Here is a 12,575-nt window from a genome sequence, read left to right as displayed (position 1 = left end):
CTCGGCTCCTCTGCCGCGGACAGGGGGCGGGGAGAGCCGTCACCCCTCTGCCTCACGAAGGGGCTGCGGCATGAGCGACGTCGGGAGCTGGCCCGGGCTGGCGCCCTGAGGAAGAGGGTGGGGAGCCGCTGGTGCCGGGGCGGCGGTGCCTGTGTGCACCTTGGGCCCTGGTGGCTGAGGCCATGAGGTCGCAGGGGGTCATGAGATCGCAAACACCAGACCTGGCATGCAGCCTCCGAACCAGCAGAGCTGCCCCAAACCACCAAAAACCGTCCAGAACAAGCCGTGTTCAACCCAAAAACCCACGCCTGAGGTCTCTCAGGACGTGGGTTTGAGTGTCGAACACTTGGTCGGCCCAGCCCTATCCCACTCAAACCTCTGGGACGAGTGCTGGCGCTACGTGATGCAGCATGCGCCGGAGGAGGTGCGGCAGCTCCGGCAGGCGCAGCAGCGGATGGCTGCCAACGAAGGAGCAGTACCCGAGGAAGCCGCCGCTGGGGCTTCCCGCCGGTTGACGCGCAGTGGTGCCGAAGCGGCGGGTCGGACCGAGCCCGGTGACGCCAAGCCGGTACGCCAGGCAGAGACCAGCACCACCACACCCTCAGACGGCGCTACCAAGCCCACTGGCCCCGCCCCTCGGCGCATCAACCGCCGTCTGAGGCCTGAGGTCGCCAGGGAGATGGTCCAGCTGCATCGCAGCGGTCATACGGTCAAGGAGATCGCTCAGCAGTTCGGCTTCCACCGTGAAACGGTGGCTACCCACCTGAAGCGGGCGGGCTTGACGCTGCGGACCAGTCTCACGGACGAGGCCTTCTGTCAGCGGGTTCGCCAGACCTACGAGACGATCGGGACCGTCAAGGACACAGCCCAGCAGCTCGGCGTCAGCAAGGATACGGTGCGGAAGGTGCTGCGGGGATGAGGCGTTAGACCTGCTCAGCGTGGGTGGATCGGCACCCTTGAAGCTGTGATAGTCGACGTGTTGTCAGGAACTGGACCGCTCGGACCACACAGCAGTGCCGCATCGCTCTTCACTGAACAGCGTCATTAGCATCGTCTATGACCTGCGCCACTCAGTGCGTCACCTCGCATGTAACCAACCTTCGTCCAGCCCGACCAGTACCAACCGGTCACCGCATGTGACGATACGGTCACGGCTGGGTCGAGGTGAAGCATGTATGCTGTATGGCCTTGACTACACGGCAGGACAGCCGATCCGCCCGGCTGCCTGGGGCTACAGCACTGTCACTCACCATCCTCAGAGCGATGAGGCTTCCGGCCGCACACGACTGCGACATGGCACCAGCCGAGCGGATGACTCACCACCTACACTTGATCACGACCGGTCGCAACCGATGAGCGATCACCCGAGACAGCAGAGATGAGCGTACTTCGTAGCCCCAGGACCACTGCCTGGCAGGCCGAACGACAGCCACACGGGTCGTTCGGGCATACCCGCTGTGCCTTCTATCCCTCCGCTATGTCGATGGATATTTCTGTCCCTCTTGGCACCACCCTCCATTTCCATCCTACGTTGCAATACACCAGTTTGTTGCCTAAAGTTATTGACTTTAAGCGCACAAATTGGTATATGTGGAGTATATGGAAAAGAGGCGTCAGCACAGTCTATCAACACCATCGGGAGAAACACAGATTCCGAATGAAAATGCCGATCAGTCACCAATCCTTGCTGGCGAGATGCCACCATCCACAGGAGTCGCCGAGCATCTCGACACTCAGAGAAGCGGCAAACGGTGGCGCAGGATCGGAAGAGCGCTCCTGGACGTTCTACCGATCGAAGTCCGATGTGAGGTACATTGGAAGACGCCAGATCAACAATTTCCTCCAACCACATATGCTAGCTTCGCTAGCAGACAAGAAAGAGAAGAGTCGGTCATGAGCGAGCCAACGATCGTAACGTTCGACGGAGAAGAAATAGCCTATAGTGATGTCCTCGTTCCCGGAGGAAATATAGAGGTCGACCCAGGAGTGTCATCTTCTCGGATTGTCCATATTCCTCGGAGGCCGACGCCTCTCGAAGCGCGCAGAGCTAAAGCGATTTATCGCTTGCAAACGCGTAAAGGCCCAAATAAGACCCCGAAGAATTCTACCTCTGCAGCTTGATCTATGGCTGGAATTAAACAAAATGGTATTCTGGGGTGGTTTCTGCGGGGTTCCTGGTTGACGTCTTCGGAGTATCTCGTGTAGGATTGTCTCGTGCAGATCGACATGACGGACGAGGAGCGGGACGTCCTCATCAGGTGGAAGAAGCGTTTGGACACCCACAAGCTTGTGCGGACGGGGGCGGAGGCGATTGTGTACGCCGCCCGTGGCGTCGGCCTGGACATTATCGCGGAGATGGTCGAGCGGACCGAGAAGACGGTACGCGAGTGACTCTCGGAATGGCGGAGGTACAGGCTGGGATCCGTGGTGACCGGTCACGCCGGAAACGAGAACGCCGCAAAACTCAAGAGGGCGCAGAAGGAGGAGCTGGAGGAGATTCTCAGTAAGCCACCATCGGAGTCGGGAGTCAGAGCAGAGTTCTGGGACGTCCCGGCCCTCAGGGACGTCGTGCAGATCAGGTTCGGCGCCTGGTACAGGTCGGACTCCTCCTGACCTGCTGCTCATGCGCTTCCTGGGAATGAGCCTCTGCTGCCCCGACCCGTTCGGGGGCGCCGCGACGAGGAGGCCATCACCAGGCGGATGACCGAGATCCGGCACCAGGTCAACGACCTGCTCCAGGAGGGCTGGGAGGTCTACACCGTCGACGAGGTCCGCGCCCGCCACGAGGCCGAGACAAGACGCATGTGGCTCCCCAGAGGAAGAAGGACAAAACTGTACGTGGACCGCGAGAAGGCGAGCCAGTCGTTCTTCGGGGCACCGGGCCTGACGACCAGGAAAATGAGGATCTACCCCATCGAGGGAAACCAGAACACCGAGCAGACCATCCTCATGACGGGGCCGCCTCCAACACGAGACCGACGAGGGAAAGAAGATCGCCGTCGTCCTGGACAACGCCAGGTTCCACCACGCCAGGGCCCTGACCGACCTATACGCCCCCGGCCAGGCCCTGGAACGCATAACACCCATCTACCTTCCCCCCTACGCCCCCGACCACAATCCCACGGAACACGTGTGGAACGCCGCCAAGAACAACATCGCCAACCTTCAACGCGACACCCCGGAGAAAACCTTCACGGCCTTCACCACCTACATCACCAACCGCACCTTCGACTACGACCTCGAGCACCTCCCAGTCACACAACCACACACCGATCTTGTTTAATTCCAGCCATACCATGTCGGATGATGCGATAGAAGTCGCAGACGGTCATCAGGAGGCGCCAGCACTATCAACGATCGATTTTGCTGCCGAAGCATGCTGGGCGGTTTGGTGCAGTCGCGATCAATGGATCCGCCGAAAAGTCGAACAAATCGAGTATCTCGACAGAGAAACAGCCACGCATTCAATCTCGTATGATATCGACTTTTCCCATCTTCGCTCACTGAGTTCCTCTCTTGAAGGAAATAAGTTCGTTCAAGACGACCGTGCAGCGCTGCTTCTTCCACTCGATGTGTTGGACCAGCGGCCGTATATGACAGAGCGTCTCGGCTCTCCTTGGAACGGACAGATTTGTCTGGCGACGCGACATGAAGCAGCCTACTTCAAGACACTATTGCTGCTTTCCCACGTCGCGTTCGCCGGAGGGATCTCCAAATCGATCACTAAGCGCATGCCAAACCTCAACGAGGATACCCTTCAGTTCGTATTCGATACTTTTCTTGAACCCCCAATCGATACCGATGCTGATACGATTATTCAACGTCTTGACTGCGATGCGGAGAATGATCGCTTTTCTCGTCTTTTGACGTGGATACAGAGCTCCACATTTGTTATTGTCTCCATACCCAACGACGATTCGATTGCTCAAGCGACCCTCACATACTCTTTTTCAGATCGGATGTCGCAAAGTACACCACCGGAAGGTAAGAGAGCTCGCTTCGATGCATTCCTAGATCGTTATGGGATCAGATCTTTCTCGTTGACTATTCCTAAGGCTAATAGCGATGAAGATCTAGCACTTAGGCTACGGATGCTGGTACCCCCCGGGATGCGAGTCGACGATGCCAAAGCTATCCCGATCACGCCAGAAATCGATCAAATCCCAGAGCTCAAGGACTACTTCGATTGTGTTTCACATCGGCAAAGCGGGAGAGTTGTCTCCGTATATGCGCCGCCCGTAGAGCCGAAATATGTTTCTCCCAATACCCTTGACGCTTCCACATACTTTGACCTGAAGATCACCATGAACCCGAAGCGGGAGATTCTCGCATTCCCCGCTCTCGTCGCAGCATTTCTATCGTTTTTCATCGCGCAACTGTTGGCAAATCATGTAATGGGACATTCGATGGATGACTCATGCGACTCCATGTCCTCATTTCCCACATTGGCTCCGATGGCAACACTGATACCTGCGTTCATCGGTTCAAGAGTCATCGTATCGAACGAGCACGAGACAGTCAGTTTCGCTCTAGGTTTCCGGCGCATACTCCTTACAGTGAGTGCAGTCCTCTCAGTTATACTTTCAACGATTCTTGCGATCAGTAAGGCCGATCATTCTTCTGACGGAACGCTCCAGGTCGTACTCTTTTTATGTGTCGTTATCGAGTTCCTAATCTTTATGTTTTTCCTTCTCGATATTATTCGGATTGAAGTGTGGAGGCGCGGGACTCGAGGCAAGTATAATAGGCGGGTATGGGGAATAATTAGCGTAATGACCGCATTTGTCGCATGTTGTTTCTGGTGGAACTGGCCGCTTACATCTCCATTTTGGAAATGGTTAGGCGAAGTTCCCTCACAGATCACAACATTTCTTTGTGGGTGAAGTAGTGCATTTTTGAGGAGTACGTGTAGGTCAGATGACGTACTTGTAGTCAACGAGTCTCGTCTTGGCTGGTTGTATGGTGCGGGATCGAAACGGCAGAGATCGTCGTGAGGCTACAAGATGCTGGCAGCGTTGTTGAATTGACGATGCCGCTAAGGGAGGGGCTCTCTGCTACAGATGATCGACGCCCACTAGGACGACTGCCTCCGCAGGGCCGACATCTTAGCCTACTTCGACCATCCGGGCTTGTCCAACTGCCCCACCGAGGATGTCGGCACAGTCATCATGGCCAACTATGGCCAGCCATTATTCTTCCAGCCCTCGCACCAACTCCCCTGGATCACTTTCCAGGCCCTTGGCTATACGCACGATGTTGTGCAGGCTGAGGTTGCGCTGGCCACGCTCAACCTGGCCGATGTAGGTCCAGTGCAGCTCGCAGCGCTCGGCCAGCTTCTCCTGGGACAATCCCAGCTCCTCGCGGCGCAGGCCTACCCGCCTGCCGAACTCGCCGGTGATGGCGGAGAGCGGCGACTTGGGGCTGGGGCTCGGCACCACCACATCCCATAGGTCTCATGACTCTCGATCCAGAGACGATGAGTCTCAAGACGATGTATCCTGCTGCTGCCCGATCCAGCCGATCGAGGAGGTGAGCGCTATGGGCGGCAGCCTGTGACCCCAGTTCGTGCGGTGTGTCCGTGGTGGCATGCTGCGGCGGCGTCCGTCAGACGGCTCTCGTCCGGCGGGCGTTGTCTTGCGGGGACGACGGAGCTCGGTGGTGTGCTGGAAGCTGTTCGGCCGAGCTCGCGGGCGTGGCAGCCCGGGCAGCAGCCTCCTCGCTCGGGAGCGTCCAGACGAAGACCAAACCAGCCCTCGGGAACAGCCAGCCGTCGTAGCGGTAGCGCAAGGCAGAGGTGTCAGGCTCGTCGGAGACCCTGCCGCCATCGCCCCGCGAGGCGAAGTCCATCAGAGAAACCTGCCCCACGACGTCAGGGTCGTAGGTGAGCTCGACGTCCAGGTCCTTGGTCGGGCGATCGATCCCTAGGTGAAAGCTCCGCCCCTCACGAGACACGGTGGTCCGAAACCGAAACGCCACGACCACCGGCTTGCCTGCCCGGATGACCTCCTCGCCCATGTCGACGACGTAGACCTGCGACGCTTCGTCTGCCTGGCGCTGAAAGGCGACCTCGACGCCATCGATCGTGAACTGCTCCAGTGTGAAGACCGCTGGGTCGCTGACGTCGAAGCTTGGCGTGGGGCGCCGGCACCAGACACTGGTCTCACCACGCTGCGCCACCAGCTCGTCGTAGCGCTGACGGTCACTGACCACGGCGAACTTGCGGAAGCGGTGCTTCGGCACCACCGTGTACTTCCAGCGAACCGTTAGGTCGAAGAACGAGTAAGGAGCACTGCTCCTTACTCTTGGTATACCAAGAGTTGCGTCGACGCGGGCGTCATACCACCGTTCCTCCGCTGTGATCGCCTGGTGTTTGATGTCAGCGTAGACCTCCTGGCCGAAGGCAGGATCCCCGAAGCGCAGGCCCAGACTGGTCCGCGCCAGGTCGTCCAGCAGCTCCGGTGTGGCGATGCGATGCAGGTCCTCTCGATCGAAGCGGAAGGCCTCAATCCTGAGTTGCACAGGTTGGAGTGGTTTGTGTTTCAGAGTGGGGTTTTTCGTTGGGATTCTGGGGGTGGGGTGGTCGTTTCGGGGCACTAAGGCGGCGGTAGGATCTGGTGGGTGAGTCCGTACCTGCGTCAGGTCAAGACAGCCTCGGGAGCCACGGCCGTGCAGGTCGTGGCCAAGGGCCATGGTGTGCGCCGGATCGTGGAGCACCTGGGGTCGGCCCATGACGAGGCCGAGCTGGCTGCGCTGATGCGCCTGGGGCGCCAGCGGCTCCTGGCCGGCCAGCAGGTCCTGGACCTAGGGCCGGCACTCAACGACGACGCTGACGAGGTGGGTGGTCAGGCACCCGGTGACGGTGGTGCGGTGCGAAGGCCGCAGATCGTCTCGCGCAGGTCGGGCTGGCTGATCGAGGCCATCAAGACGGCCTATACCCGTCTGGGGCTGGGTGAGGCGGTCGGGGGTGACCGGGCCTTTGAGCAGATGGTCGCCGCTCGTCTGATCGAGCCGACCTCCAAGGCCGACACTCCCAGGGTCCTGTCCGAGATCGGCTGGCCGGCCCCGGCTCACCGCAACACCCTGTACGCGTCCCTGGGCCGCTGCGTCGAGCGGGGCTACCGTGAGAGCCTGTCTGGGGCCTTGTTCGAGCACGTCACCAACACCTTCGGTCTGTCCCTGTGCCTCTATGACGTGACCACGCTCTATTTCGAGGCTGAGAAGGAGGACGACCTACGCAAGGTCGGTTACTCCAAGGAGAGGCGGGTCGACCCCCAGGTCATCGTCGGCCTGCTGGTCGACCGCCGTGGTTTCCCCCTGAGAATCGGGCGCTGGGAAGGAAGTAAGGCCGAGACCACCACGATCATCCCCATCGTGGAGGCCTTCCAGGCCGCTCACGGCATTGAGGAGCTCGTCATCGTCGCTGATGCCGGCATGCTCTCGGCCGCCAACCTGACGGCCCTGGATGAGGCGAGGCTGCGGTTCATTGTCGGGGCCCGCCAGGTCCGGGCCCCAGGTGACCTTGAGGCGCACTTCCACTGGGCCGGTGACGCCTTCACCGACGGCCAGCTCATTGACACCATCACCCCCAAGAGGGGCTCGAACACCGAGCGGGATAAGAGCCTCAGGGCTGAGCCCATCTGGGACCCGGTCGAGTATCCGGGGTCGTGGCGGGCGGTGTGGGCCTACTCCAAGAAGCGCGCGGCCCGGGACACTCAGACCCTGACCGCCCAGGAGAACCAGGCCCGGGCCGTCATCGCCGGCGAGAAGCGTCCCAAGGGCACGCGTTTTGTCACCGTCCATCAAGGCGATCAGGTCCTCGATGAGGCGTCCCTGGCCCGGGCCAGGTCGCTGGTGGGGCTCAAGGGGTATGTCACCAACATTCCGTCCCGCTTGATGGGCGCCGGTGAGGTCGTCTCCTCGTATCACGAGCTGTGGCACGTGGAGCAGTCTTTCCGGATGAGCAAGCACGATCTGAGAGCCCGGCCGGTGTTCCACCACACCCGCGATGCCATCGAGGCGCACCTGACGGTGGTCATGGCCGCCCTGGCCGTCGCCCGCTATCTTCAGGAGACCACCGGGATCAGCGTCAAGCGCATCATCCGTGCCCTCAAGCCCCTCCAGGACGTCACCATCAACCTCAACGGCCACCACCTCACCGCCGCCGACCCCCTGACCCCCGAAGCCGAGAAAATCCTCACCGCCCTAAACATCCCGACAGGGCACTAAAAACTGTGCAACTCAGGTCAATGAGTGCGTCGCGCAAGGTCGGTGCCTCGTCATGGATGGTCTGCCGGAAGCGCGCCACCGTGGACTCTTCTTGGTCGCGGCGGAAGGTGTACTCAAACAAGGTAGACAGTACGCCAGCGCCAAACAGGGTGCCACCAAGCTCAGTGAGTGGGAAGCTGTGCAGCCAGTTCCAGGTGCCGAAGTCGAGGCGGTCGAGCCAGGTAGCCGACATCATCAGGAGGATGCCAGCCAAGGTCAGTGAGACAGCCAGCAGGGCCGCTTTGACGCGGCGGAGGCGATGCAGGGGTGATGGTGCGGAATTGCCTGCCATTCACCTCCAGTATAGCAAAATGAAGGTAGTCATGCACATTCCTACTTGGTCATTCTCAGATGCGGACAACAGATCTTGGCCTAACCTTCATCTGCATCGCGTTCGTCTTCTCTGTCGAAATACTGGGCATCTGCCTCGTAACTCTTGGCCATATTTCGCAAGATTGTGGCGGTACGTGGCCATCTCAATTCGAGATCCTTTGCGTCAGCCGCATACTGCTGCGCTAAAGCGCGCTCCTGAACGCCACCGTCATAGGCTCCACGGACAGAGCCTCCGCGCTGGTTGTAGCGCCCTCGAGCAAGACCTCTCTCAATCTCAGGGTTCTTCAACTCCTCGAGAAGGCCACGAACCTCCTCTGCAGGCCAAATTCGGTCTCGTCCTTCCGGGCAGCGCGACAACACATTCCCGATTTCACCGTCGCCGACCCTGGCGTGCCCGCTTTCCGCTAGCAGCCGTCGACACTCTGTCACCCAATTGTTGAGATGCTCGGTATCGATGGATCCATCGTCCCGAAGTCCTGGGATGCGTGTCCAGTTATGCAGAACACTCCAGGCTCGCATTGCATATGCTCCCGTATGCTCATCTGGGGTTCGTGTCGTCTGCGTGTCATCTTCAGCACGATATATGGAACTGACGAGACAAACAAAGTCGCTCGGACTTGCGCCGAAAGCCCGGTAAAGCGCATCTGACGGCTTATGGTCGGGGGAAATGTCAAAGAACTGAAACTCGAGTCCCGGTAAGTCAGGGTCGTCAGGCACGGTTGATTCAAGCCACTTCAGAGCCCGCGCTACCCCATAGCTGTCGTGTCGAGCGGCGGAGTCTGGTGCTGCGGCGAGAAGGCCGCTGAGCACCTGCTTCACTAGAGCACTATCACACGGTGCCTGGCGATACAGTACGTGACGCAGGACCTCAAGTGCTCGCCACGGGTGACCGTGCTGAAGGAGCAGAACAATCGCTTCTGGCTGCTCTTCGTCCGGAACGTACAAGCAACTGGCGGAGCGCCAGTACGCAGCGACTAGATCATCCCCGAGCGAGTCGATCTGCGTCCAATACTTCTTGGCTATGGGCAGTGTGGCGAGCAACCTCTGTTTACCCGCAGGAGACATGTCTCCTGCGCCTAGCATCTTCTTCAGCCAAGCGAAGCCATCAACGTCCAAGCGATTCCGCGCGTAACACGCGGCGGCTTGTTGCAGCGCTCCAGACTCCTCGTCTATCCAGCCCATGACGCTTTCGTCGTCTAAGGACTCAGTTATGGCGATATAGGCACCGACGAGATCGGGGCGCTCAACGTCCTCGACCAGCAAACGAACTGCATCGATGCCGATTTCTGCAACATTCTTGATCGCGTTACGACGGGCCCGGTCAGCGTTATCCCCAAAACCGTCATCATCGTATCGATGGCCATCGATGAGCATATGCCATTCCCAATGGAACAGATACGAATACCGACGAGGGTCATCGGGGTCTTCGAGCGTCTGCGCGATCTCTTCCAATTGTCCGATCTCCTGAGCGGTCATCGCCCAGGTTGCGTCCGCATAGCGCTGCTGGCGATCGATCTGTTGAGTCAGCGCGGCCCAAACGGTGTGCCGGTCTTCGGAGTTCCATACCCCAACGGGTGCCTCGCGTGCAAGATGGTCGAGAATCTTTATCCGAGCCTCCGCTGGAATGCGATTTCCAGCATCGATAAGAGCGGTCCAACGATCTGCCCGACCAGTGGCGGCTGCGACAATCTCATCGGCCAACGTGGCATAATATTTAGCTGTTTCCTCATAGCTGACCTTTTCAATTGGCAGTTCCCAATCGCGATAACGAGGTCCGGTGGAAGAAATGATAGATGAATGCCCCGGCTGAAGTAGGAGTAGCGTAAGCTCCCAACCGACCTCCGGATAGCGCCGATTGATCACCTGAACTACTTTGAGCTTGTCATCAATATTCGCCGCGCTCTGGGTAGTCCATCCTACGGTGATCTTTTCGAGACTCTCAATGGGCCGGTTACCTCTACGGTCATCTCGATCGATATCTACATCCACAAGAGCTGCTAGTGCCATCGCGGATCGACCGTAGTAGTCTGACGACCAACAAAGGTTCTCTAACGCCCACAGGAGGTCCGGATGAAGCGAGGAAGGACCAAAAGTACCCTTCTCGGAATCTCGGAAGAGTGTGCGTGCTGTTGGGCTCGACTTGCTCAAATCTGCAGACACTACAGTGAGAAACTCATCTGGTGCCGCTTCTGCCAAGACAGGAAGTGCCGGGGCCAACGTCCCCAGAACTTGACCGGTGTCGTCTGCGAAGGCTTCATCAAGGAGTCGTTTCACGATACCGCTGGCGGCACGTGCAAGTTCATCTGACGATAGCGCTGCTAGTACGAGACCTTCGACCACATGGTCGCGAAGCGCTTCGCTGCGCCCAGGAGGCAAGCCTTGCAACTGAGCTCTCAGTCGCTCGGCTGTGTCGAGGCTGCGGTACGGGTCATCAGCGAGAAGTACGCCGCGTACAAATACTTCCCATCGCTGAACTACTTCGTGTTCCAGTCTCGGTAGAAGTAGCCGTGCAGCATCGACAGGATCCACGAGGCGCCACAGTCCACCTGACTGCATGAACGGTGCGTCCGCTTGCTGGCAGAGTGAGACCAGCAAACGGTGAATGTCTTTCATTGGCATGCCGACGAAAGTCCGGACGTGCTCTTCATCGCGCGTATTGCCGTCCTCCCAGGCTCCTACGAGCACCAGTGGCGCCAAAATAGCTGCTGTGTCGGTGTCGGTCAGCCACGCAGGCTTCTGTTTGACTGGATTGCGTGAGATCGAACGAATGAACGCTGTCATGCTTCGGCGTCCGAGCGCGACTAGCCGTTCGGCACGACGAAAATCCACTCCTTCCTGTCGCAGTAGCTCCGCTGCCTCCTGGCGGCCGATCTTTGGAAGGGATATCGTCGCATCGTCTGCGCTGTATTCAGTGGCATCATTGATAATAGTCAGGACGCGGTGCCCTCGTCCCATTGCAGCGCCGATATCTGGATTGCTAAAGCGTGGAATTAGCAACAGCGGCGTCGTGCTCTCAACAAGATGCGACCAGGCCGCTTGATCGGTCACGAGAACGGTGCGGTCAAGGAGTCTGTTGTGATCTGAGAGCACCGCGTAAGTGAACGCCAGGGCATCTTCGATGCCAGTTGACTCAATTGAGACTGGTCTACTGGAGTCGTCGGTTTGAAGATCATTCAGAAGTTTCTCAACCTCTTTGTCGCGCCGAGCGCGGAAGAACTGGAGTGGAATGGTGGTATCCGATTCCTTTTGGAAACGACCCCACCAAGCCGAGAGCATTGTTGCGCCTCGTGGCTGACGGCCGAGTTGCTCAGAAATCCAGTAGTGGACGGCTGGGGTTGCTTGCAACCACCCCTCAAGCGTGTGGGCGTCGATGACTTTGACATCGGCGAACGTCTGTTCCTTGCGCCGCTTGTCGGCCCATTGCTGACCGGTGGACCAGTTTCGCGGCGTCGCAAATATGTAAACATACCGATGAGCTTCATCGCCCAGGTCTTCAACGCGCTTGCGGTAGTCGCTGTCGGCCTTACCTTTTACATCTTTATTGGTGCCGAACTCAAAGCGAAGTTCACCAGCGGGCAGATAGGCACTCCCTGTTGAGGTGGTTCTGCCATCCCACCCAGGTGCCGCTGTTCCCTCATGGGCGCGTACCTCAATATTGCTAATGCCGGGTGTCTGAGCGAGCAGACGCCGCACGAGCTCAGGGAAGGAAGTCTTGGAATCGCTCCGGTCGGCCCACTGGTTGAGTTCGATCGCCAAGATGAGCTCTGGGCTATTGCTGTTGAACGCTGGAGGTAGGGATTGGGGGATCCGAGGAATGGTCGCCATGCACCTATTATAGCTTTGAATGGTCACCACTGCGAGTCCATTGGATGGGGTACAGGGTGATTGGTCGGTGGGACGATCCCCCCCGGTATGTGCTGCTCCGTGATGCGCGAGGAGGATGGTTGGACCACCTTCTTTGAGTAGTAGAATTCATG

The 12,575-nt window shown here is 58.8% G+C and carries 8 protein-coding genes and 2 pseudogenes; 6 read left to right on the top strand and 4 right to left on the bottom strand.

Annotation, left to right across the window (positions count from 1 at the left end; all coding sequences use genetic code 11):
* The first annotated feature begins 226 nt into the window (after window positions 1-226).
* The 5 genes and pseudogenes from JJJ15_RS05520 to JJJ15_RS05505 all read left to right on the top strand — a co-directional run bounded on the left by JJJ15_RS05520 (window position 227) and on the right by JJJ15_RS05505 (window position 4,883).
* Window positions 227-919 carry a helix-turn-helix domain-containing protein gene (locus JJJ15_RS05520; RefSeq protein ID WP_200511714.1) on the top strand — a complete coding sequence of 231 codons (693 nt, stop codon included), beginning with the start codon at window positions 227-229 and terminating at the stop codon, window positions 917-919.
* 1,295 nt (window positions 920-2,214) lie between these two features.
* On the top strand, window positions 2,215-2,391 hold the full coding sequence (locus JJJ15_RS12995; RefSeq protein WP_246742169.1) for a hypothetical protein: 177 nt from the start codon (window positions 2,215-2,217) through the stop codon (window positions 2,389-2,391).
* Between the two features lie 36 nt (window positions 2,392-2,427).
* The gene (locus tag JJJ15_RS12990; RefSeq protein WP_246742168.1) at window positions 2,428-2,613 is read left to right on the top strand and encodes a hypothetical protein; all 186 of its coding nucleotides are present in this window, start codon (window positions 2,428-2,430) and stop codon (window positions 2,611-2,613) included.
* A gap of 370 nt (window positions 2,614-2,983) precedes the next feature.
* Window positions 2,984-3,283 (top strand): annotated as a pseudogene (locus JJJ15_RS13425) (transposase); the annotation flags it as partial.
* Window positions 3,284-3,296: 13 nt separating this feature from the next.
* Complete coding sequence (locus JJJ15_RS05505; RefSeq protein ID WP_200511713.1) at window positions 3,297-4,883, top strand: hypothetical protein; 1,587 nt, start codon at window positions 3,297-3,299, stop codon at window positions 4,881-4,883.
* Between the two features lie 306 nt (window positions 4,884-5,189).
* Here JJJ15_RS05505 and JJJ15_RS05500 read toward each other — a convergent pair whose 3' ends face one another.
* Together JJJ15_RS05500 and JJJ15_RS05495 are read right to left on the bottom strand one after the other, a co-directional pair.
* The gene (locus tag JJJ15_RS05500) at window positions 5,190-5,435 is read right to left on the bottom strand and encodes a helix-turn-helix transcriptional regulator (protein WP_200511945.1); all 246 of its coding nucleotides are present in this window, start codon (window positions 5,433-5,435) and stop codon (window positions 5,190-5,192) included.
* A gap of 169 nt (window positions 5,436-5,604) precedes the next feature.
* A complete protein-coding gene (locus JJJ15_RS05495; protein ID WP_246742166.1) occupies window positions 5,605-6,519 on the bottom strand; it encodes a hypothetical protein in 915 nt (304 codons plus the stop codon).
* A 99-nt stretch (window positions 6,520-6,618) separates the two neighbouring features.
* On the opposite strand from JJJ15_RS05495, the gene JJJ15_RS05490 reads away from it, so the two are divergent.
* Window positions 6,619-8,226 (top strand): IS1634 family transposase, encoded by a 1,608-nt coding sequence (locus JJJ15_RS05490; protein WP_200511712.1) that lies wholly within the window; start codon window positions 6,619-6,621, stop codon window positions 8,224-8,226.
* Window positions 8,227-8,242: 16 nt separating this feature from the next.
* Here the strand turns inward: JJJ15_RS05490 and JJJ15_RS05485 are convergent.
* Both JJJ15_RS05485 and JJJ15_RS05480 read right to left on the bottom strand, forming a co-directional pair.
* A pseudogene (locus JJJ15_RS05485) lies at window positions 8,243-8,557 on the bottom strand (hypothetical protein); the annotation flags it as partial.
* Window positions 8,558-8,637: 80 nt separating this feature from the next.
* Window positions 8,638-12,423 carry a hypothetical protein gene (locus JJJ15_RS05480; protein ID WP_200511711.1) on the bottom strand — a complete coding sequence of 1,262 codons (3,786 nt, stop codon included), beginning with the start codon at window positions 12,421-12,423 and terminating at the stop codon, window positions 8,638-8,640.
* Between the last annotated feature and the right edge of the window lie 152 nt (window positions 12,424-12,575).

It is taken from the genome of Actinomyces sp. HMT897 (assembly GCF_016626125.1).
Taxonomy (GTDB): domain Bacteria; phylum Actinomycetota; class Actinomycetes; order Actinomycetales; family Actinomycetaceae; genus Actinomyces.
The sequence above is the reverse complement of the archived record's forward strand: the minus strand, read 5'-3'. Positions and strand labels throughout refer to the sequence as shown.

What these genes read in the sequence shown, in the direction of transcription:
- JJJ15_RS05520 (WP_200511714.1), top strand. Translation starts at nt 227, where the DNA reads ATGCAGCCTCCGAACCAGCAGAGCTGCCCCAAACCACCAAAAACCGTC.
- JJJ15_RS05480 (WP_200511711.1), bottom strand. Translation starts at nt 12,423, where the DNA reads ATGGCGACCATTCCTCGGATCCCCCAATCCCTACCTCCAGCGTTCAAC.
- JJJ15_RS05505 (WP_200511713.1), top strand. Translation starts at nt 3,297, where the DNA reads ATGTCGGATGATGCGATAGAAGTCGCAGACGGTCATCAGGAGGCGCCA.